Raw genomic sequence first — 22,023 nt, 5'->3', positions numbered from 1 at the left:
TCAACCGAAATCTGGCCGTCGATCATGAGCAGTGATTGGCTCATTGGAATTGATCTTGGTGGCACCAAGACTGAAGTAATCCTCATGAGCCAACAGGTTGGCGGATCCCGGCTTGATTACAGTGAGCATTTCAGAAAGCGTGTGCCCACTCCCCAGGGGGATTATCACGCCACGCTTCAGACCATACATTCATTGGTGTTGGAGGCTGAATCACAGGCCGGGGCCAGCGGTTTGCCCGTGGGCATTGGTATTCCCGGTAGTGTTTCTGGCATCACTGGTAGAATCAAGAACGGTAACTCCACCTGGCTTAACGGGCAGCCTATGCAGGATGACTTGCGGACACTGTTGCAAAGGCCTGTAACTCTCTCCAACGATGCGAACTGTCTGGCGTTGTCTGAGGCCACAGATGGTGCGGGTAAAGACTATGACGTAGTGTTTGCCGCCATACTCGGCACAGGCTGCGGTTCAGGCATAAGTGTAAATGGTCGGGTTCTTAGCGGTCCAAACGGCGTTGCAGGTGAATGGGGGCACAACCCGTTACCCTGGACTGCGCAGCATGAGCTTAAGCTGCGCCCATGCTTCTGTGGCCGCAATGGATGCAATGAAACATTCCTCTCGGGCACCGGGCTATCAATGACCCACAAGCTCACCACTTACAAGGCTCTGCCAGCCAAGGAAATTGCTGAAAATGCCCGCCAGGGTGACAGAGCTGCAGCTGAATCCCTGAACCAGTACATGGAGCATCTGGCCCGTGGTTTTGGAGCAGTTATTAACCTGCTGGACCCAGACATTATCGTACTGGGTGGTGGCATGAGTAACGTCGAACAGATCTACCAGGAACTGCCCCGGCGATTGCCAGAGCACGTGTTTGGTGGGGAGTGCGGAACACCGATAGTTCGAGCTGCCCATGGAGATTCCAGTGGGGTTAGGGGGGCAGCTTGGTTGTCAAAGGTCTGAAGTATCGCCGCCCAGAGATGATTCCATCCTAGAAATTTAACTCCAGCCCCGCATATCAAGGCAACTTGCGGGCAGGCTTCCTGGCCTGTAATCCGGCGATGGCAAAGATTTGTGGTTACGAAAACCCGGAGGATCTGCAGCAGCGAGTAATACGCCTCAGGGAACAGCTTTTCTGCAGCGCCAGTGAGTTCGACACCCTCCGGCAGGAGTTGCTTGACCACGGCAGCCTGAGTGCGCGGGAAACCCGGTTACGGCGAGCAGATTCAACCCCGGTGCATGTGGCAATTACCTTGCTTAGGCGGCCTGACTTGGGGCCGGAAGTAGTTGAAGCCTTTGTTGCCGACTGAAGAAAGCCGAATGGTTCAGCAGGTTCACCGCGCGCTAGAGGGCGCAGAGGATTTGCTGGCAGACCTGCTGGATATATCGAAGCTTGATCAGCAAGCCATGGTGCCTGACTGGGTTATGACCGATGTTGCGGCTCTGGTTGAAGGGTTAGGGGAGGAATTCGAAGCGATTGCAGCCAATGCCGGGTTAGATTTTCGCATTCGTAAAATACCAGCCATGGTTAAAACTGATCAGAGAATGCTGACCAGAGTATTAAGAATACCTACTCAGCAACGCCTTTCGATATACTCCGAAAGGTCGGATTTTGCTTGCGCTGAGATCAAGGCCTAACGCCCTTCGGATTGAGGTGTGGGATACCGGAGTGGGCATTGAGGAAAGTAAGCTGGAAGAGATTTTTACTGAATTTCATCAGCTTTTGCCACAGGGCACCGGTGGCCGGCAGGGAGCAGGGCTTGGGCTGGCCATAGTGGATCGAATGGTTCGAGTACTCGAATGCAAAATGGATGTTGTTTCCCGCCCAGGGCGAGGTTCTCGATTTGCGTTGACGCTTCCGATGGAAAAGATGTGCGAGCCGCAATTGTCGAAACCGAGTATCAATACCGCGCAAGTTTTTGCCAAAGGGTTTGCGGGAGCAAAAATTCTGGTAATCGATAACGACCTTTCGGTGCTGGAAAGCATGAAGCTTCTGCTGGAGCGCTGGGGTTGTTCCGTTATCACTGCACCTGGCGGTGAGGCCGCAATTGCTTATCTTGAGCAGACAGATGAACACCCCGTCGCTATTCTGGCTGAACGAGCTTAATAGCATCGGTTTGAGTCTTATTAGGCAGGTGGCAGTCTGCCCCCCTTGGATTGATTTCCGGAAACCCGAACGCTTGTCTGGTTGACACTGTCACCCGGTCTTTGTGCGGTTGGTTGGCAACATAGGCCATTCATCGTGATTTCGCGGAGGTCCGATGGTTGAGGGCGTCAATTAAAGCTACATTAATAACGGGGCTGGAGCGCTCCACCACTAAAGGTTTTAGGGATCCCGTTAGAGCTTATCAGTTTGTTGGTTTGGCGCTTTAGGGAAAGTCAGCGGCGTTGCTGCACACAATTCTCCAATGTGTGAGTTTCCGTGCATTTGTAGAGGGTTTTCCTTTGAGAGGTTTGTTCCTGCTGATTGGGCTGATGATTTGTGTGTCTCCAATCAAGGCTATTGAGCCAAGCCCAAGGAATGCCTCGGGCCTTGGCGAGGCGTATGGGTTTGTGCTCGGACAAAATCTCACATTGCAACGAATTGCAGATGACTATCCCGACCTTGCACGCGAGGCTTTGCTGGCCAAACTTGAGTTTCAGAGAACATTTGGTGACATCCACGCAAATCTGGAGCCGAAACTGGTCGAGTTTTTAGGCGAGGAAGTGTTTAAAGCATTCAGGGCCAAACTCGAAAATCAGCTAATGGATATGGCCCAGGGTGAGGAGATTAGACGGATTCTCGCCGAGAACTTTCTGGAAGAAGTGCGCAACAGGGCAAGGGGTGATATCTATAGCCCGACTCTTGAGTATCTTCTTGCTGTCCGTTTTTCAGAGAATCCTGTAAGTGAATATTCAAGCGGCTTTCGGCAAACCTTCCAGACTGACGGCTCCGGCAAGTCTCGCGGTTTAGTGCTTCGCATTCAGTTACCAAAATCATGGCAGGAAAAGGAAGCTGATCGCCCGCACATTGTCCGCAAATGGCAAAGTGAAGCTGGCACCGGTATGGAGTTGGTCATCCTTCATGTTCGTGAGACAGATGGTGTCCATATTAGCCGTTCTGATGTTGCTGAAATGCTGCAGCCAGGCGAAGTTGATGCGCTGGTTCCGGCAGACGGGGTTCTCTATGACTATGGCATGGTGACCATAGAAGGCTTGCCGGGTTACTTCATAGATTTTGGCCAACTCGCTGAGCGAGCGGGCACCGTTATGTTTCAGCAGATGCGCCAATACGCGTTTTTTTACAAGGATAGGGCAGTTTCTGTTCAGTGCTCGGTCGGCGCACTTGAGAGTGACCATGAATTAGTCGAAGGTAGGTTCGCACGGGTTAAGCCGCTGTGTGCGCAGATATTTAATTCGGTGGTTATACCCGAGCTCTATCTAGCCCCGGAAAAACAGCGCGGTAAAATCGAAAGTGTGATGATGCCGACTAAGCCCTTGGATTACCGATCGAAATCAAGCAGTATTGCCTCTCTAAGCAATTGAAGCTGCCTACCTGTTAGCCTGCAACAATTACCTTTATTCAAAAGCTTGAAATTCTGCATACGGAATCCTGAGCAAATGAACCCACACATATTGGCAGCCATTCTGGCTGCCGTTTTTATGGGCACCATCGGGGCGATTTCCATCTACGCCGATGTCAGCGCTGAAACGGTAACCTTCTATCGCCTGTTCATTGGCGCCGTTTTGATGGCTGGCTTTCTTCTGTTTACTGGCCAGAAAGATAAGATGTTTACATGGCCAGGCCTGAAGGTTTTGGTAACAGGCGGGTTCCTTGCGGGGTTTGTGGTTTTTTATATTGTAGCGATGAGCTATACGACTATGGCGAACGCTGTAATGTTGCTGTACCTGGCACCTGTAACCGCGTCTATTACTGCGCACTTCTTTATGGGCGAACGGCTAACAGGTTCCAGCACAGCATTGATCGGGGTGGCGTTGTTTGGCTTCGCGATGATGATGGAGTTTAACTTCAATCTCTCGGGGCGAATGGAGGAAGCAGTGGGTCTCTTTTACGCTCTGTGCGCCATGCTTTGTTATGCAGCCTTTATCGTGACCAACCGGTTGATTCCTGATCAGGTGCATGTGCTGACACGCAGTGGCTATCAGATGCTGGTAGGTGCTTTGTGTATGCTGCCTTTTATGCTGCAACAGGGTGAAAGCATTGTTGGCATGCAGTGGGGGTGGCTTGTTACAGCGGGTGTTGTCCCAGGATTTCTGGCTATTATGTTAGCCGTTGTAGCCTTGAAAGCACTCCCAACGGCTACTTATGGAACCTTGGCATACCTGGAGCCCATAACCGTGGTGGCGCTCGGGTGGTTTCTGTTTGGCCAAAGCCTGAACACGCTGCAGATGTCTGGCTGCGCGTTAATTATCGTCTCGGGCGTTATTCAGGCAGTGTTGTCGCAAAGAGACGCTAATTTTCAGCAGCCTATTTTAACAACAAGGACCAATCATGATTGAAGCGCTATTTCGGCGTGAAGGAGACTTTTTCGTTCCAACGCCTTCGAGTCGGGGCCCCTGGAGCCGACACCACCTGCATGGCGGGCCAGTGGTGGGATTGATGGCACATGCCATGGAGCATGCGTCGGATAACGCGAGCTTGAATTTAACGAGGCTTACTGTGGATCTGCTAAGGCCTGCACCGGATGCACCTCTAACGGTGACCACCCGGTTGGTTCGTGGCGGCTCGCGGCTTCAAATACTTGAGGCATCATTACTTGCTGGCGACACCAAGGTTGCTCGCGCAAGTGCCCTTTTTCTGGAGCACTCTCAGGTCGCCGTTCCGGAATACGGTCGCTTTTCGCCATCAGAATACGAACCTCCTGCAGGACCGGTTGAGGCAAACATATCGGAGGCAGCAGGTTGGACAAATCAATACAGTCCGGTGGGGCTCCATAGCACCGCCAAAGCTGTTCTCATCGATGGTGTTAAGGCTCAAGGTCAAGGCATTGCATGGATGAAGCTGCCGGTGCCTGTTGTGGAAGGCATCGAAACAAGCCCTGGCGTTATGGCTGCTACGCTTTGTGATTTTGGTAACGGTGTAGGTCAGTTGGGCTTGGGTGGTGATGTTGGCTGCATCAATGCTGATGCCACACTCTATCTTCATCGAATGCCAGTGGGGGAGTGGTTGGGGTTGGATGCTCGCAGCCGAATGCAAGATACAGCTGTTGGCCTTGTTGAAACCACTCTGTTCGACAGCCACGGCCCTGTGGGCAAAGTCATGCAGGCCATCATCCCCATGAGAATGCCTGGAGCTGAGGGCTAGCTTAAAGAGGCTGGCATACAGGGCCAGCCTCTTTATTTCTATTACTCAAACGTTCTTGAGCGAATTGAATCGGGTTTCAGGAAGGGTTTCTCACCTGTGTTTCTGTGATCCCCGAGCACGTGACCGTCAGTTTCCCTGGTCTGTCCGTACATTGAATGTTTATGGAAACGTGCCTCGGTATTTTTCAGGGTTTCTGCCACATCTCCGGTGTAACGGGGGTCCTGTGGGCGCTCCTGATTGCTCATGTAGTAAGCTATATCCCAGGATTCCTGATCGCTAAGGCTATTAGGCTGCCCTAAAGGCATGTTGTTCTTGATGAACCCGGCCGCAGTGAATATCCGCACAATTCCGGCTCCCCAGTTGTTAGACATATCACCCCAGGTTGCCGGAAAAACAGTCTCATTCCCCACGCGTAGCCCTTCACCATCGTTGCCATGGCAAACGGAGCACTTTTCTTCAAAGGCCGCTTCACCGCGAGCATAGCTTAGTTCTTCAGGGCGATCTGGTGCGGGGAACCCGCGGCCATAGATGGGCTGTTCCGGGTACATGGCGACGCCCTTGGCCAACCACTGGTGGTAAGCGGATATGGCAAGCATATTGTCGCTGCCATACTCTGGCGGCTTGCCGTTCATGGAGTATGTGAAGCAGCCCGCAATTCGCTCTTCCAGGTTATTTACATGATCATTTTTACCACGGAAGTTCGGTAGCGTTACGGCTGCAGGCCACACAGGGGCGCTGAAGGGCATGCGGCCTTCACCTAAATGGCAACTGGAGCAGTTCATGTTGTTGAATACGTTCTCGCCACGCAGCTGTTGGGTGTTGGTGAACAGGTCGTAGCCGCGCCGGATAACACGCTTTAACTCCGGATGCAGTTTGGCGCTTTCGAGATCTTCCATCGTGGGCGGAATGTGCACCAGCTCGTTGCCCTTCGGGGCCGGGTAACCGAGTTCTGTCAGTGTGTCGATATACTGTTGGGTAGTTGTGTCTTTTGCAGATGCATTTACCGAAAGCAACAGGGTTCCAGACAGGGCGGCGTAACTCAATGTGCGAATCATGATGTCGGAATCCTCTTAGTTGCCCGCAGGGCTTTGGCTTGCGAGCCAAACGGCTACTGCGTGAATATCATCATCGCTCATCCGGCGGGCGATGGAGCCCATCAGGTCTTGCGTGTCATTCTTTCTGTTGCCTGCTTTCCAGGCTTGTAGCTGGGCTTCAATGTAACCGGCGTGTTGACCGGAGATGCCGGGGAAATCACCCCCGGCACCCTGGCTGTCCGGGCCATGACAGCTTTTGCACGAGACAATGTAAGCAGACCAATCACCACGTTCTGCAAGCTGCTGGCCACGGTTGAGGATTGCTTCATCTGCACCATCACTGCCTTTACCTTGAGTTGCCGGGAGGCTGGCATAGTACGCGGCCACATCTTCGATCTGCTGCTCATCCAGCATACTGGCGAACGGTATCATGCTGGCATTGCTTCGGGCGCCGGATTTGTAGTCATGCAACTGCTTGGAAATGTAAGTTGCGCTCAACCCGGCCAAGCGTGGCCAGGATTCACCGCCTGCGATGTTCATGCCGCCGCCATCGGCCTGGTGGCAGGCCATGCACATGGCCGCAGATGCTGCGCCTCGCTCGGCGTCTGCTTCCGCAAACACCCAGGCCGAGCAGCTAGACAACCCCAATGCTGTCAGCAGTATCGGAATTTTTTTCATGGTCAATTAGCCTATTGGTAAGCACTATCTGAGGATGGTGTATTTCTATGAATTTAGCCAAGATGCCTGTGATGAAAGAAATTATCTTGATAATTGTCAAAATAAAATGACTTGTATGCTGACAGGAGTGGGAGTCGAGCCCTACGAACAAATGTATTGATGCCGCCAGTATTACCTTTCCGGAATATGTATTTTGAGTAAGGTAGGGCCGCCTTCGATGCCAAAGGCGTGTGTATCATGTACTTTAACCGGTAGTGTCATTTCCGCATTAACCTGCTGCAACCCGAAAGGTAACCTTGAATGAGAAAGCACAGCCTACTTGCAATCGCCATTGCGTTAGCGCCGTTAAGTGCTCAGGCAGACATCACCGCCGCAACTCTGTATCCATCCCACGCCGAGCTCACCTGGCTGGAGAGCGAGCAGGTAAGTTCAGGTGTAGGCATTATCGAAATCGATGGCTTGCCGGTTAGCCTGCAGGATCAGAGCCTTCAGGTAGTGCTTGAGGGAATTACCGGAGCCCGGATACAGCAGGTACAGATTAGCCGTGTGGAGCAGGCAGAGTTTGTGGCCGGTGAGACCCGCAGGCTCCGGGATGAGCTGGATATTGTTAATGCACGGATTCAGGCGCAAGAGGATTTGATAAAAGCCTGGAACCAACAGGTAACCCTTGCCAGCAAAGCCGCAGAACTGCCCCATGAGTTGAAGGCTTCCGAATTGAACGAGATGGCCGCTGCGTTGAAGGATACAACCCAGGGAGCATTGTCGGAGATCAGGGCTATTCGATCGGAAATGACTGGCGACGTAGCCTTGAGGGACCGTTTGATGCGGGATCTTGCTCAAATCAAGCAAGGTGCCAAGGCCACCAAGAAAGTGCGTGTGCATTACCAGGCACCGGTGACTGGTGAGCTTCAGGTAAAGCTCAAGTTTCAAACATTGGAGGCCAGCTGGCGCAGCGAATTCACTGCACGCCTCAAATCCGAGCTGGAAGGTAAGGCTGGTGGCGAAATGGCCCTGGAACATCTTGCAGTGGTGCAGCAATCAACAGGCACCAATTGGGAGGGTGTAGAGCTGCACCTTGCAACTGCCAATGTCCGCAGGGGAACCGCGATGCCACCACTATATTCCTGGGTCGTCAGCCCGGAGCCGCCTGAGGTATACAACACCAAGTCTTTAGCGCGCTCAGCAGATATGCAGGCTGAAATGGTAATGGCTAGCCCGGCTGTTGTGGAACGCCAGAGTACCTTCACTCAAAGTTATCGGCTGTCCCAGCCGGTGGACATTCCAAGTGGCAATTCCGGGCAGCGTTTGACGGTAGCGGAGCACCGCATTCCTGCTGAGGTTGCCACATGGGTCGCACCGGTAATGAACACGACCGGCTACCTGCATGCTACGGGCATATTCAAATCAGAGGCTCCGATTCCCGCAGGGCGAGTTACTCTTTACAGGGATGGCCAGAGCGTGGGAGAAAGCTATCTGCCGGAACTGACGGATGGCGAGGAGCTAACCTTGGGGTTCGGCGTGGATGAAGGCATCCGGGTAGCGGTAGTGAATGAGCTTGAGCGCACAGGCGAGGAAGGGGTGTGGAAGAGTGAAAATGTTCAGCGCCGGCAAAATCGTTTTGAGATCACCAACCATCACTCCAAAGCGGTAAATGTCCGGGTATTTGATCGGATTCCTGTATCCCAGAAAGACATCCTGACCGTTAAGCCCCTTGAGATAAGCGAGCCTGTTCAGCGGAATGTTGATGATAAAAAAGGCGTTTTGGCGTGGGATCGTGAGGTACCCGCAGGTGGAACCGTCAACCTGAAGTCCGGGTTCGAGATTCGTGTTCCTGAGGGAACCGAGCTGCCACGGCTTTGATACCTGAATTCCAAGGGCTCCTGCAGGCATGCCCTTGGAGTTAATGTGAATCTAATTTACTTCGGGTAGCCAGTGATATCCCGGATCTTCTGGTACAGCGGTTGCAGTTGCGGATACATGCGCAGGTAAACCTCGGAGTATAGCTTTTCGTAAAGGTTGCGTGCTTCGGGGTTGGGATGAAACACGTCCCCAACTCTAGTCATTGCGGCGACCGCTGTTTCAAAATCCGGGTGCAGGCCAAGGCCAACTGCGGCATCTATGGCCGCTCCCAACCCCGAGGTTTCATAGGTGTGGGGGCGCTCTGCGGGTAAGCCGAAAACGTCTGCCGTGAGTTGCATGGCTGCATCGCTCTGGGAGCCACCGCCGGCCACTCGAAGCTTGGTGATTTTGATACCGCTGCGCTTTTCAATTTTCTCTTTGCCTTCCCGGAGAGCGTAAGCCAGGCCTTCCAGGATCGCTCTGTAGATGTGCGAGCGGGTGTGAACATCACCAAACCCGATAATAGACCCTTTTGCTTCCGGCCCCGGTTGGCGCACGCCAGGTGACCAGTAGGGCTGCAACATCAGGCCCATGGAGCCGGCAGGCACGGACTTAACCAGCTCATCAAACAGTTCTTCAGGCTCTATGCCTCGCTTTTCGGCAATCTCCCGTTCCCTCAAACCGAATTCCCGCTTGAACCAGCTAACCATCCAGAATCCCCGATATATCATTACCTCGGTGGAATAGTGCCCGGGTCTTGCGGAAGGATAGGGCGGCATCAATTTAACCGGTTCCACATACCGCTTGTTGGTGGCATTGATGGTGGCGGTTGTTCCATAGCTCATGCAGCCAACATCAGGTGTTAGGCCACCGGAACCAAGGATTTCACAGGCCTTGTCAGACGCAGCCGCAATTACCGGCAAACCTTCCGGAAGTCCCAGATGAATGGCTGCTTCTGCAGTGAGGTGGCCGAGAGTGGCGCCGGGGTTTACCAAATCTGGCAGCATGGACCTTTTGACGGGCATTACATCCCACTTGAAATCCCGTTTGGCGGCCCATCGGTGCCTTTTGTAATCAAAGGGCAGGTAACCCACCTGGCTGCCGGTAGAATCTTTAAATTCGCCTGTTAAACGGTAATTCAGGTATCCGGATAACAGAAGGAAGTGTCGGGTCTTTTTCCAGATTTCCGGTTGGTTCTGGGAAATCCAGTTCGCTTGTGTATTCTCTCGGAACCGTTTAACCGTGTCTTCAAGCCGCGCCAGTTTGAATATCCACCCCCAAGGACCTTTTACCGGGCCGTCAACCCGAGCATGGCGCTGATCCAGCCAGATAATTGCTGGCCGTAGCGGTTTGCCATGCTCGTCGAGGTTAATCACGGTGCCGCGCTGGGTGGTTACCGCGATTCCTGCCACTTGGTCGGGTGTTACATTTGTAGATGCCCAAAGTTCAACACAGGCTTTGCCAAGACTTTCCCAAAAGTACTCTGGATGCTGTTCCGCCCAGCCCGGCTGAACTGAGAAGTATGGCTCAATCTCTTGTCGACCCTTGGCAATCAGGTTGCCTTTGGTATCGAAGAGCAGGGCGCGAATGCTTTGAGTGCCGTTATCAATGGCTAAAATCAGTGGGTCAGGCTGCATGCTTTGGCTCCGGCCGTCCCGGGAGGGAGTAGGCCTCACTCCAAAGTGCCAGATACCTGGCTTCTTCGGCATGCCAATGTTCGTCATCCCAGTTAAGAGCGCTCTGGCAATGTTGTTTCAGTGCTGGTAACAGCGCTTTGCCGCCTTCGGGGACTATCAGCCCAAGCCGGGTGCGGCGCAGCATAAGATCGTCCAGGTGTTTGACATCTTCCTGCAAGCAGGCCCATGTAACCTCGGCCCACAACAGTTCGCCCGGGATTGAGGTTAGGCCACTACTATTACTTACAGGGACAGCGGGGCCGGCTTTAAGTACGGAGGCCAGATCTGCACCATAAAAACCGGTGAGGCGTTGCCAATTTTGATGGGTGATGCCCCCGGGCTTGTGAGCCACTGGCGTTGGTCTGAATACCGCATCTTTCTCGGGGCGCAGTTTCTCGTTACCGCCGAGGCCTCTTGTGAGAGCTTCTCTTGCGATCAAGCGGAAGGTGGTGAGTTTGCCGCCCGCGATACTTATAAGGCCTTTGCCCTCACGGAACTCATGCTCCCGGCTTTCTTTGGACGGTGCTTTTGACTGGGCATTCCCGATAGCAGGTTTTGGCGCTGCGGTAACGACCGGCCTTACACCAGCCCAGGTTGAGATCACATCGTCTTTTGAAATACCGGCACCGGGAAACAGGCTGTTGGAAATACGCAAAAGGTAATCAACTTCCTCAGCTGAAATGCGCGGTTCTCTATCCAGGCTGTCTGTATGGTCTAGATCAGTTGTGCCCAACACTGTAGTGCCTGCCCAAGGGAAGGCAAAAACAGGGCGTTTGTCATCCGGGTGGAGCAAGGAAACAGTGCAGGAAATGGGCAGAGTTTTCCATGGGAGGACAAGATGGCTGCCACGAAGGGGACGAATCGTCATCGGCTGCTCGCCGTTGTCGGATTGCTGCAGTCGGTCTGCCCACACACCGGTGGCGTTGATAACCACAGGTGTATCAACCGCAAAGGTGTTCGCATCGTCTTCAGCTTTAAGTTCAAGCCCACTGACTTTTCCATTCGTGCGGAGTACTTGCACGGCCTTAACGTAGTTGAGGCACCATGCGCCGTCCTGGCGGGCTTCTGAAATTACTCGTTGTACAAGCCTGGCGTCGTCTGTGACAGCATCAGTAAAGCCACTGGCGCCTGACATTTTTTGCATATTCAGGCCGGGCACCCACTGCATGGTTTCACCCGGGGTCAGCAAATGGCGGGATTTGGAATGGGCTATCCAGTCATAAACACGAAGCAGTATCTGAAACAGCCGGGGCCCGGGAAACTGGCGCTGAAAGTGGGGCATGATAAAGCGCAGGGGATCAATCAGCCCCGGCGCTTCTGTCATCAACCGCTGGCGTTCGGTTACAGCATCGCGAGTCAGACCGTATTGGCCGCTGCCAAGATACCTCAGGCCACCGTGAACCATTTTTGAGGATCGGCTGGAGGTGCCCCATGCAAAATCTTTTTGTTCAACCAGCAAGGTTTTCAGGCCGCTGCCTGCAGCCTCCCGTGCTATGCCTGCACCCGTAATGCCGCCCCCAATCACTACCACATCAAAGGCTTGGGGGCTACTCTTAAGTTCGCGTAGCAATGCGTCTCGACGGTTCATCGGGGGCGCTCCGCTCATTCGATCAAGGTTTTCGGGTTGAGCATGCCTTCGGGGTCGAAGGTGTTGCATAAAGACCGAATCGCCAGCATTCCAAGTTCACCTTTTTCAATCGGCAGGAAGGGCGCGTGGTCTTTGCCAACTCCGTGCTGATGGCTGATGGTGCCACGGTTGCGCACGATAAGTTCAGAGGTGGTGTTCTTCAGGTGTTTCCAGCGGGCCAGAGTTTCGTCGTAGCTGTCTGCAACCCGGAATACGTAGGTTGTGTAAATGCTGCAGCCCTGTCCATAAAAGTGCGACAAATGAGTGAATACATGAGCCCTTTCGTTTTTGCTTTCTTCCCGGCTCTGCAAACTGGTGCGAAGGCTGTTTTCCATCAGGCCTAGCAGATTGTCTACGTTTTCCCAGTCGGTCGCTGTTTCAAGCGTGTCCACCGCGTAGCCCAGCTGCCATAGTGCCTCTCTGAGGTAGGGCATGGTAAAACGCTTTTCCGACCATTTCTTGCCAAGCCGGGTACCGGTGTACACACCTTTGTACTCCGAGCAGATGCGTTTTGCCTCCTGTTTGGCGCTGGCACATTGATGTTTGCTGCCAGTCAGCCCGAAGGTCATCATGCATTTGCCTTCAGCAGCTCCGCGCAGGGACAGAACTTTTTCCATCACGCCGATAAGGTGAGGGTGCCCGGCCAGTGCAAGTTGAGTTTCTGTTTCAATTGCATTGCTGAGGCGCAGCATGGAAAGCTGTGTGCGGTTTTGAACCAGCTTGCGACATGCGGTGCGCGCTTTGTCCCAATCCGGGAAAAACACAACGTGAAAGCTTTCCTGTTCTGCCAGGCGGCTAACCCGAACCTTCACCTCAGTAATCAACCCAACCCGACCTTCGGAACCCAGGATCATCTCGCGAATGTCCGGCCCGGCACTTGAGGCTGGAATGGATGGAATGTCGAGCGTGCCTTTCAGTGTTTCAACTCGAGCGCCTGCAAACAGCTGTTCAATTCTGCCATAGCGCAGGGATTGCTGGCCGCTTGAGCGGGTAGCTACCCAACCGCCTACGGTAGAGAGTTCGAACGACTGGGGGAAGTGGCCAAGAGTGTAGCCGTGAGCGCGCAGTTGCGACTCAACCAGTGGGCCTGGAGTGCCAGCACCGAACGTTGCAATCTGGCTTTCCCGGTCAAGATCCATAAGGCGGTTCATTCTGCCCATGTCTACAGTAAGTACGGGCTTGTCGCCAGCTAGCGGGTTGATGTGCCCGGCAACGCTGGTACCACCACCGTATGGGATAACATCGATTTTGTTGGCTTGTGCATACTGGAGCAGCTTCTGTACGTCCAGACTGCTTTCAGGGCGGGCAACGCCATCGGGGAAAACCTTGAATTCGCCACTGCGCATGGCTAACCAGTCATCAAGACTCTGGCCACGGGAATAGCGAACACGAGTATCGGGGGTGGTGTCGATCAAGGCGTCAACGGTGGCATCAGCCGGAAGACGTGAGTCAGGAACCTTGGCGCAGACAGACTCAAGGGTGGCTTCACTCAGAGGTTGGCTTGCCCCTATGCGCTCTGAAAGAAAGCCCTGGCCCTGTGCGGGAAGCTCCAGGCTGAATTGTTCATCGCCCCAACCGTTCCAACGTCGCATCAACATACACTCCCGTTATCAATTGAATAGCGTTCATTCTATCGAGTTATCGGGCGGGTACACTGTCCCATGGCGACATTGGTTGTGTCATTTGCCGCCATGAACACTAACACTGGAAATCTGCTAGCCGTTGGTGCGCAGACGTTCTCTGAGTTGCTCAAGGCGTTTGCGGATTTCTTCCCGGCGAGGCTGATCATTAGCTGCAGGCGTCGCTGGGGTGGGCAGGCTGGAAGTGCTTGGTGTCTCGGCTGGACCTTCAGCTTGGTCAAGGTCGTCCGCACCGGCGGAGAAGGTCATACCGGAACGATCGTCAGGCTCTGGAAAATAAAGGTTTTCCAGTTTTCCGCCGCGATCCAGAATTACGCGGTTTGGATGAACAGAGCGAAGTTTGGCGTTGCCGGGCAATTCATCGCCCACAAGAAAAACATCTGTTTTGCTTTTGTCATTCTCGATGAGGGCGCTGCCCGGGAATTCGCCGTCGGCTGCCAGAACCCCCCGGAGAAAGATTCTCAGATTGGTTTCTGGCAAATCCTCAGTGCTTTCTTCAGCTTCGATCTGGCCGATTTGCGCTGTGCCAAACAGTTCCAAAGATGCTAGCGGTAATTTGGGTGTATTACGCTTATCTTCCAGAGGTTGTGAGACAGCCGTTTTCCCCTGTGGGGCAATGTTGCTTTGGGTTTGCCAGAACCCATAGCTCTGCCATGCGGTAACGCCCACCATGGCCAACCCTGCGACAATGGCCAGTGCGGGTGGAACCTTTGGGTTTATAGAGAGCATTGATTGTCCTGAATGCACGTTCGCAAGCTGCCAAATACCGTTGATCATTAAAGGCAGGCTGAGAACCACTGCCGTGAAAACGCTGAAAGTACCACAGGTTATCAGAATAGCGTCTTTTATTGGGAGTATAGTGTACAGGGTTATTCAGCAGGCCTATATCCTGTGGTAGCCTTCTCTGATCCTATAAAACAGAAAGGGTTTCAGAGTGTGCGCGTGCGCACAAAACCCCGATTGCCCGATAATAACGAGGACAACCTTGACCACAGAAACCGAACTTCAGCCGCAGGATGCTCCGCTGGGTCGTCTGCCCTTTACCTTTGCAAAGCGCAACGGCGTAATTCTGACGCGCTCAGAAGAAGGCAACCCGGTTATTCTGGTCAGGCCCGGTGCTCCTCACTCTGCATTGGCAGAAGCCAACCGCATCAGCGGCGGCCGTGCCCGGTTTACGACCATCGATCCAAATCACTTTGATCATGCGCTGAATGCCGCGTATCAGAACGACTCTGCCGAAGCCATGCAAATGGTAGAGGGGATTGGTGATGATATGGATTTGGCGTCCCTTGCCGATTCGGTACCGGAAACGGAAGACCTTCTGGAGCAAGAAGACGACGCACCGATAATCCGTCTGATCAACGCGATTCTCACTGAGGCCGTAAAAAGCAGTGCCTCGGACGTGCACATTGAAACCTATGAGAAACGCCTGGTGGTTCGGTTTCGTGTAGATGGTGTTTTACGGGAGGTTGTACAGCCAAAGCGGGCATTGGCACCTTTACTGGTTTCCCGGATCAAGGTTATGGCAAAGCTGGATATCGCCGAAAAGCGGGTACCGCAGGACGGACGGATTGCTCTGAGGGTAGCAGGCCGTGAAGTCGATATTCGCGTATCCACAATGCCTTCATCCAGTGGTGAGCGGGTTGTGTTGCGATTGCTGGACAAGCAGGCGGGCGCTATTCACCTGGAATCTCTGGGCATGGCCCCGGATGATTTGAAAATCCTGCGTAAGCTGATTCACCGGCCATACGGCATTTTGCTGGTTACAGGGCCGACGGGTTCGGGCAAATCCACAACGCTCTATGCCTCATTGCAGGAAATAAATGATCGTAGTCGCAATATCCTGACGGTTGAGGACCCTATTGAGTATAACCTGCCGGGCATTGGACAAACCCAGGTAAACCCGAAGGTTGAAATGACCTTTGCACGAGGTTTGCGAGCGATTCTCCGTCAAGACCCGGATGTGGTAATGATTGGTGAAATCCGGGATCTCGAAACGGCTGAAATTGCCGTCCAGGCCAGCCTCACTGGCCACCTTGTGCTATCCACACTGCACACCAATACTGCGGTAGGCGCCATTACACGCCTCATGGATATGGGCATTGAGCCCTTCCTGATTTCATCAAGTCTGGTTGGAATCGTGGCTCAGCGCCTTGTAAGAGTCCTGTGCAAAGAGTGTCGCGAGGCCTACACACCAACTGAAGAGCATTGTGCATTCTTGCAGCAGGACTTTTCGAGACCTCCAACCATATACCGGGCTAAAGGGTGCGAGGAATGTAATCACCTGGGTTACCGCGGGCGGATTGGTATTTATGAAGTGGTAGAAATAACTGAGGAGATCAGCGCCTTGATTCACAAGCGTGCGGGTGAGTTGGATCTGGAGCGCGAAGCCCGTATTAAAGGCCCGAGTATTCACTCAGACGGTGTCCGGAAGATCCTGGAAGGTATTACCACGGTGGAAGAGGTGCTCCGTGTAACGCACCGGGGCCAGTAAGCCATGCCTGCCTACGAATACAAGGCCCTGGATGCAAAGGGCAAACAAAGACAGGGAGTAGTCGAGGCCGATGCACCACGTGCTGTGCGCCAGCAACTCAGGGAAAAGGGCCTTACACCACTTGCGGTTGAGCCGGCCGTACAGAAGCGCACCCCGACTAACCCCTTAAGCAGTGGAGGTTCGTTAGCCGCTGCAGATCTTGCACTGGTCACACGCCAATTGGCAACCTTGATCCAGTCTGGTATCCCTATTGAACAGGCGCTATCGGCTGCGGCTCAGCAAACCGCAAAGCCACGTATCCGCAGCATGCTCATCGCCATCCGTGCGAAAGTCATGGAAGGCTATACGTTGGCAGATAGCCTTGGAGAATTTCCGAAAGCCTTCCCGCGCCTTTACCGCTCAACCGTTGCAGCCGGGGAGCATGCAGGGCATCTGGATCTTGTACTTAACCGGCTGGCGGATTACACCGAGAACCGTCAGGAAGCGCGTCAGAAAATCCAGCTGGCAGCAATCTATCCAATTATTCTGAGTTTTGTGGCGATTGCCATTGTGGTGTTCCTGCTGACATATGTGGTGCCGGATATCATTGATGTGTTTCTCAAGCAGGGCCAAGAATTGCCAGCTCTTACACAAGCTATGTTGGCTATGTCGGAATTTCTTACCAGTTACGGTGTCTATGTCTTTGTTCTTTTGGTTTTAGCGATTATGGCGTTCCGTTTCGCATTAACCAAAGCGGCATTCCGGATGCGTTTTCATAAACGCCTGCTGCATTTGCCGTTGTTTTCCGGCATGGTTCGCGGGGTAAACACAGCCCGATATGCGAGTACACTTAGCATCCTGACAACCAGTGGTGTGCCTCTGGTGGATGCCATGAGAATTGCGGGCGAGGTGCTGTCCAATGATTATTTACGACAGCAGCTACGGGAAGCAGCCCGCAAAGTTAGTGAGGGCGGTTCCTTGCATCGGGCATTGGATCAGTCCGGCTATTTTCCGCCGATGATGTTGCACATGATTGCGAGTGGAGAAGCCAGCGGTGAGTTGGATAGCATGTTGGAGCGCACCGCCAATATGCAGGAAAAGACACTGCAAGCCAAAATTGCCGCCATCGTTGGGCTTTTTGAGCCCATGATGCTGTTGATTATGGGCGTGGTCGTTCTGATCATTGTGATGGCCATAATGCTACCCATACTGAATATGAGTAATCTTGTCGGATAGTGCTGAAACTTGACAATTAATATATATAAACCAACGCTTTAACTAGCCTTTTTAAACCAAAATAAAGAGAGTGACGTAAAGACGATGAAACAACTGAATAAACTAACATCCAGCCGGGGTTTCACCCTTATCGAAATCATGGTTGTCATGGTCATTCTTGGCCTGTTGGTGGCCGTTGTGGCGCCGAACATTATGGGCCGGAGTGACCAGGCGAAGGTGACTATTGCTGAAACCCAGCTGAAGAACCTTGCGGGAGCGTTGGACATGTACCGACTGGACAACAGCCATTATCCCTCCACACAACAGGGCCTGGATGCATTGGTATCTCGCCCGAGCGGTAGCCCTGAACCTAAGAACTGGAACCCCGATGGCTATATGAAAAGTGTACCCATGGATCCGTGGGGCAACGAATTTCAGTACGTGAGCCCGGGCAGGGATGGCGCCTACGACCTCTACTCCAAAGGATCTGATGGTCAGGACGGCGGTGACGGCGACGCTGCAGACATCAGCGTATCGAATATCGGCAATTAATTGATGAGGCGCACAGGGCCAGTAAACAACGACAGCGGTTTTACGCTGATTGAGATACTTGTTGTCCTGGTTCTTGTGGGCCTGCTTGCTGCTCTGGCGGTTTTTACCATGGGAGGGAACTCCCAGCAGCGTGAGCTTCAAAATGAAGTGCGGGAGCTATACCTGTTAATGCAGACCGCATCAGAACAGGCAGTGTTGAATAATCTCGAGCATGGTTTGCTCTTTGAAGAAAACGGTTATCAGTTTGTTGCGTTTCAGGATGAATCCGGCGACTGGAAAGCTACAGGGGAGCGTATATTCCGAGCCAGAGACTTCCCGGATTGGTTGGTTGCCACCCGGTTTATCGAGAGTGACGCACCGAGGCTGGCGTCCGTTGAGGACAAACTAAGGCCCGATCTGGTGTTTTTCTCCAGTGGCGAAACCACGCCTTTTGAACTTGAGTTCACCATTGGTAGCCAGACGGACTACACCCACATTTTGGCATCGGATGGCATTTCTCCCATCGAGTGGCGCAAACCCGGCGATGAGGGTAGCGACCGATGAGGCCTCACACCCATGCCAAGCTCCCGAATTCCGGCAAAGGCTTCACTCTCATTGAAGTGATGATCGCACTGCTGGTGTTCGGCCTGATCGCAACCGCTTCAGCGGAGGTGGCCAGTCAGTACATCTCCAGCTATGAGCGCATCCGGGACAAAACCCTTGCCGGGTGGCTAGCCGACAATCGCATGAACGAAATTCGCTTGGATAAAAGCCTGCCAGGCATATCCGAGAACTCTAAAGATAGAGACTACGGCCCTTACCGCTGGCAAGTGACCACGAAAGTCATGGCCACCGCCGAACCTAAAATGCGCCGTGTAGAAGTTGAAGTTGCTCGTTACCGGGACGGTAGTTCAAAGTCTTACCCGGTCCATACGCTCTCTGCTTTCGTAGGTCAAAAATGAGAGACGTTAAGGGCCTGCGGGGCTTTACGCTTCTTGAGGTGATGGTAGCCATAAGCATCACTGCGGTTATCGGCATCGGCGTCTGGCAGGTTTTAAATAATGTGATCGCTTCCCGAGATCGCGTGGATGAGCTTTCCGAAAGCTTCGATGGCCTGCAGCGGGCCATGCTCCTTATGGAGCGGGATATCATGCAGATTGTTAACCGATCCGCACGAGATATCTACGGTGATTTCAAGCCGGCATTAACGAGTCGCGAAGATGATTTTTCCCTTATGCTGACCCGGCACGGTTGGCGTAATCCCCTCGGGATAAGGCGCAGTAGCTTGCAGCGGGTTGGCTGGGAATATACAGGCAGTGAACTGCGGCGGCGTTATTGGCCTATTGTGGACCAGGGTCAGGAGGACAACAGCCAGGACCTCCTGCTTCTGGATGGCGTTACCGCCTTTGATTTGCGGTTTATGAACGATCAGAACAGCTGGGAGCCGGAATGGCCCCCGGAACAAGCCATGGCTTCGTTAAGCCCCGGTACACGTCCGGAAATAGCCTTTCCTCTAGCGATAGAAATCACCCTGGAGCACGAGCGTTTTGGTGAGATCGTGCGAACCTTTGTGCTGCCCGACTTCGATCTTGAAGGTGCTCAGGGTCTTCTGGACCAGTTGAAGCAGGCGAACGACAAAGCAGCTGAAGAAGAAGCTGCGGGCACGTCGGGGCAAGGGGGGTAGAATGTTATGACTATGCACTCCTATGATTCGGGCCCGAACACCCAGCAGGGTGTTGCGCTGATTATGGTCCTGCTCGCCATGGCCCTGGTGGTCATACTGGCATCCGGAATGAGCCAGCAACAAAATGTGCGGGTATTCAAAGCCGGCCATTACCTGGCACAGCAACAAGGCCAGAGTATTGCCTTGGGTGCGGAAGCATTCGCCAGGCAGATTCTGGTGAGGGATTTTGAAGAAGATAAAGAAGATAACCTGATGGTCGACAGCCTGGATGAATTCTGGGCCAAGAACGCCGCTATCCTGCCCCTCGATAACAATGGCGTAGCAGAGGTGCAGATAGACGACCTTGGAGGACGGATTAACCTGAATGATCTGGTTATTGGTAAGGGGCAGGTGGATCCGATAACCAAAGACCGCCTTGCCCGTTTGCTTGTGGCGCTGGGCATTACAGGCATTTCTGCGGATGCCCTGGTTGACTGGGTAGATCCTGACGACCAGACAATCAGTGCCTATGGCGCAGAAGACGGGCAATACCTTATGGCAGAGCCAGGTTACCGTGCGGCAAACCAGCCTTTTGTGAGCGTGTCTGAACTTCGCTTGATAGAAGGTATGACTGAAGAAATCTATGTCGCTTTGCGCCCCCATGTTACGGCCTTGCCGGTGAATGGGTTGGGCATCAATGTGAACACGGCAACGGCCGAAGTATTGATGTCGCTGTATGATGAATTGTCGTCTGCTCAGGCTGAGTCTATTGTTGAAAAGCGTGAAGAAAAGCGATTTGAAAATCTTCAGGATTTTCTCGCACTCCCGGAGCTTGCCGCATCTGGCCTGAAGCCCGTGGGATTGGGTTTGCAAACCCGTTTTTTTGAAGTTGTTTCACGGATTACCTACGATAACCGTGTTGTAAATATGGTGAGTACAGTTTTCCGTAATCAGGAAGGGATTGTCCGGACGGTTCACAGGGATACCGGACAGAAGAACCGAATTACCAAAGAACCCTACACCATCTCGGAAGGATAACCATGTCTTACCGCCTTTACGTGCGACCCTTAGCGCCCTTTGCGGACTCTGGAGAAAATCCGGAAGAACGCCTCTTCAACTGGGTACTTTATGATGCCGGTGGTGATGCACAGGCACAGGGTAGCCGTGATTTTCGTAGTACCATTGAACATACGTTGAGTCAGAACGGGCTTGACGATGTTTTGCTTGTGGGGCTCATTCCAGGTGATGAAGCCCTGTTTTGTTTGGCGGATATTCCTGCCAAGCAAAGCCGGTTTATTAACCAGGCCCTGCCTTATGCGGTAGAAGAGCAGATAGCCCAGGATATAGACAGTGTGCATCTGGCGCTGGGCATGCACACACAAGAGGGGTACAGGGTCGCAGCGATTGATCGGGACAGAATGGCCCAATGGCTGGAACTTTTCAGGGGCTGGCCCCACACCAGGCTCGATGCCATATACCCCGATGCCGCATTGCTCCCGGTTACAGAAGAAGGATGGTCTATTTGCCTTGATGGAGAGTCGGCAATGATGGCCAGCTTCCGTGGGGAGTGGCTGAGCATGCAGTCGGCCAACCTTGGAATGTTTGCACAGACCCTGGCAATGCCACCTTCTGAAGACGTGGTTGCTGAAGTCCCCGTGGTCATCTATGGCACTGATACTGAATTTGACGAACAGCAGGCTGTGCTCGGTGAAATCATGGTGCCAGGGCGACTGTCCGTTCGCCGTGAATCGCTGGAACTGATGCCATTGGAGTTGCTTGCCCACGCTCACCATCACCACTTGTGTCGCCCCATCAACCTGTGCCAGCGTGATTTCTCGGTAAAAGGCGGCAAAGCAAGTCCGTTGAAGCCCTGGAAGCCCCTGATTGCAGTCGCGGCAGTCTGGTTTGTTGTGCAGTTGGCTTTGGAAGCCGGAATGGGCTTTTACTACCAGAAACAAGCTGACCAAATGCGGCAGCAGGCCATGTCGGTATACAGGAGTGCATTTCCTCAGGACCGAAGAACCCACGCGGGTAATGTAAAGCGGGTAATTGAAGGCCAGTTACGCATGGCGGGCTCAGACGGCCCGGGTGCTGACTTTGTCACTCTGATGAAGTACACCGGCCAGCAATACTCCAATGTTGCAGGCACAGGTACGGTGACGTTTAATTCCATTAACTACAGTCAGTCTCGAGGGGAATTGGTGGTTGATGTGCGGGCAGATAGCTACGATCGCTTGAGCACACTCAGAAATGGCCTTGCGAGTCAGGGACTGGATGCCAAAATAGGCTCAGTGGTGAACGAATCCAGTGGCGCCCGTGGCCGCCTCACAGTATCCGGAGGCTAAGGC

At 53.3% G+C, this 22,023-nt stretch carries 22 protein-coding genes; 16 read left to right on the top strand and 6 right to left on the bottom strand.

The features are described from left to right. The first annotated feature begins 24 nt into the window (after positions 1-24). The 7 genes from FE848_RS15095 (at position 25) to FE848_RS15075 (ending at position 5,299) form a co-directional block, all read left to right on the top strand. Positions 25-957, top strand: coding sequence for an ROK family protein (locus tag FE848_RS15095; RefSeq protein WP_200204684.1), 933 nt, complete (start codon positions 25-27; stop codon positions 955-957). Between the two features lie 98 nt (positions 958-1,055). Continuing rightward, on the top strand, positions 1,056-1,304 hold the full coding sequence (locus tag FE848_RS18790; protein WP_227714938.1) for a hypothetical protein: 249 nt from the start codon (positions 1,056-1,058) through the stop codon (positions 1,302-1,304). Positions 1,305-1,314: 10 nt separating this feature from the next. Next, the gene (locus FE848_RS18785; RefSeq protein WP_227715382.1) at positions 1,315-1,632 is read left to right on the top strand and encodes a sensor histidine kinase; all 318 of its coding nucleotides are present in this window, start codon (positions 1,315-1,317) and stop codon (positions 1,630-1,632) included. Then, the gene (locus FE848_RS18780; protein ID WP_227715381.1) at positions 1,607-2,101 is read left to right on the top strand and encodes an ATP-binding protein; all 495 of its coding nucleotides are present in this window, start codon (positions 1,607-1,609) and stop codon (positions 2,099-2,101) included. The genes FE848_RS18785 and FE848_RS18780 overlap by 26 nt, the downstream gene beginning before the upstream one ends. 338 nt (positions 2,102-2,439) lie before the next feature. Beyond that, the gene (locus FE848_RS15085) at positions 2,440-3,519 is read left to right on the top strand and encodes a hypothetical protein (RefSeq protein ID WP_200204683.1); all 1,080 of its coding nucleotides are present in this window, start codon (positions 2,440-2,442) and stop codon (positions 3,517-3,519) included. A gap of 75 nt (positions 3,520-3,594) precedes the next feature. Further along, positions 3,595-4,494 carry a DMT family transporter gene (locus FE848_RS15080; protein ID WP_200204682.1) on the top strand — a complete coding sequence of 300 codons (900 nt, stop codon included), beginning with the start codon at positions 3,595-3,597 and terminating at the stop codon, positions 4,492-4,494. Continuing rightward, complete coding sequence (locus FE848_RS15075; RefSeq protein ID WP_200204681.1) at positions 4,487-5,299, top strand: thioesterase family protein; 813 nt, start codon at positions 4,487-4,489, stop codon at positions 5,297-5,299. Before FE848_RS15080 ends, FE848_RS15075 begins: the two co-directional genes overlap by 8 nt. A 41-nt stretch (positions 5,300-5,340) precedes the next feature. Here the strand turns inward: FE848_RS15075 and FE848_RS15070 are convergent, their stop codons facing one another. Together FE848_RS15070 and FE848_RS15065 are read right to left on the bottom strand one after the other, a co-directional pair. Further along, positions 5,341-6,354, bottom strand: a complete 1,014-nt coding sequence (locus FE848_RS15070; RefSeq protein ID WP_200204680.1) for a c-type cytochrome — start codon at positions 6,352-6,354, stop codon at positions 5,341-5,343. 15 nt (positions 6,355-6,369) lie between these two features. Further along, a complete protein-coding gene (locus tag FE848_RS15065) occupies positions 6,370-7,011 on the bottom strand; it encodes a c-type cytochrome (RefSeq protein WP_200204679.1) in 642 nt (213 codons plus the stop codon). Between the two features lie 300 nt (positions 7,012-7,311). On the opposite strand from FE848_RS15065, the gene FE848_RS15060 reads away from it, so the two are divergent. Further along, complete coding sequence (locus FE848_RS15060) at positions 7,312-8,871, top strand: DUF4139 domain-containing protein (RefSeq protein ID WP_200204678.1); 1,560 nt, start codon at positions 7,312-7,314, stop codon at positions 8,869-8,871. 56 nt (positions 8,872-8,927) lie between these two features. Here the strand turns inward: FE848_RS15060 and FE848_RS15055 are convergent, their stop codons facing one another. The 4 genes from FE848_RS15055 to FE848_RS15040 all read right to left on the bottom strand — a co-directional run bounded on the left by FE848_RS15055 (position 8,928) and on the right by FE848_RS15040 (position 14,522). Then, positions 8,928-10,487: an FGGY-family carbohydrate kinase gene (locus tag FE848_RS15055; protein WP_200204677.1), complete on the bottom strand. Its 1,560-nt coding sequence runs from the start codon at positions 10,485-10,487 to the stop codon at positions 8,928-8,930. Then, complete coding sequence (locus tag FE848_RS15050; protein WP_200204676.1) at positions 10,477-12,114, bottom strand: glycerol-3-phosphate dehydrogenase/oxidase; 1,638 nt, start codon at positions 12,112-12,114, stop codon at positions 10,477-10,479. The genes FE848_RS15055 and FE848_RS15050 overlap by 11 nt, the downstream gene beginning before the upstream one ends. A gap of 14 nt (positions 12,115-12,128) precedes the next feature. Continuing rightward, entirely contained in the window at positions 12,129-13,745 is a 1,617-nt protein-coding gene (locus tag FE848_RS15045) for an FAD-binding oxidoreductase (protein WP_200204675.1), read from the bottom strand. Positions 13,746-13,868: 123 nt separating this feature from the next. Beyond that, positions 13,869-14,522: a type II secretion system protein N gene (locus tag FE848_RS15040; protein WP_200204674.1), complete on the bottom strand. Its 654-nt coding sequence runs from the start codon at positions 14,520-14,522 to the stop codon at positions 13,869-13,871. Between the two features lie 256 nt (positions 14,523-14,778). Here FE848_RS15040 and gspE point away from each other — a divergent pair, with 256 nt between their 5' ends. The 8 genes from gspE (at position 14,779) to gspL (ending at position 22,020) form a co-directional block, all read left to right on the top strand. After that, the gene (gene gspE, locus FE848_RS15035) at positions 14,779-16,287 is read left to right on the top strand and encodes a type II secretion system ATPase GspE (RefSeq protein ID WP_200204673.1); all 1,509 of its coding nucleotides are present in this window, start codon (positions 14,779-14,781) and stop codon (positions 16,285-16,287) included. A gap of 3 nt (positions 16,288-16,290) precedes the next feature. After that, complete coding sequence (gene gspF / locus FE848_RS15030; protein WP_200204672.1) at positions 16,291-17,502, top strand: type II secretion system inner membrane protein GspF; 1,212 nt, start codon at positions 16,291-16,293, stop codon at positions 17,500-17,502. A gap of 84 nt (positions 17,503-17,586) precedes the next feature. Further along, positions 17,587-18,033, top strand: coding sequence for a type II secretion system major pseudopilin GspG (gspG, locus tag FE848_RS15025; RefSeq protein WP_200204671.1), 447 nt, complete (start codon positions 17,587-17,589; stop codon positions 18,031-18,033). A 3-nt stretch (positions 18,034-18,036) separates the two neighbouring features. Next, positions 18,037-18,576 (top strand): type II secretion system minor pseudopilin GspH, encoded by a 540-nt coding sequence (gene gspH / locus FE848_RS15020; RefSeq protein WP_200204670.1) that lies wholly within the window; start codon positions 18,037-18,039, stop codon positions 18,574-18,576. Beyond that, positions 18,573-18,974 carry a type II secretion system minor pseudopilin GspI gene (gene gspI / locus FE848_RS15015; RefSeq protein ID WP_200204669.1) on the top strand — a complete coding sequence of 134 codons (402 nt, stop codon included), beginning with the start codon at positions 18,573-18,575 and terminating at the stop codon, positions 18,972-18,974. The genes gspH and gspI overlap by 4 nt, the downstream gene beginning before the upstream one ends. After that, on the top strand, positions 18,971-19,696 hold the full coding sequence (gene gspJ / locus FE848_RS15010; RefSeq protein WP_200204668.1) for a type II secretion system minor pseudopilin GspJ: 726 nt from the start codon (positions 18,971-18,973) through the stop codon (positions 19,694-19,696). Before gspI ends, gspJ begins: the two co-directional genes overlap by 4 nt. Before the next feature lie 6 nt (positions 19,697-19,702). After that, complete coding sequence (gene gspK, locus FE848_RS15005; RefSeq protein ID WP_227715380.1) at positions 19,703-20,713, top strand: type II secretion system minor pseudopilin GspK; 1,011 nt, start codon at positions 19,703-19,705, stop codon at positions 20,711-20,713. Between the two features lie 2 nt (positions 20,714-20,715). Further along, positions 20,716-22,020, top strand: a complete 1,305-nt coding sequence (gspL, locus tag FE848_RS15000) for a type II secretion system protein GspL (RefSeq protein ID WP_200204667.1) — start codon at positions 20,716-20,718, stop codon at positions 22,018-22,020. Positions 22,021-22,023 lie beyond the last annotated feature (3 nt).

The sequence above is a fragment of the Marinobacter sp. 1-3A genome, assembly GCF_016597775.1.
Lineage (GTDB): Bacteria > Pseudomonadota > Gammaproteobacteria > Pseudomonadales > Oleiphilaceae > Marinobacter > Marinobacter xiaoshiensis.
This window is presented reverse-complemented; position numbering and strand designations above follow the sequence as displayed.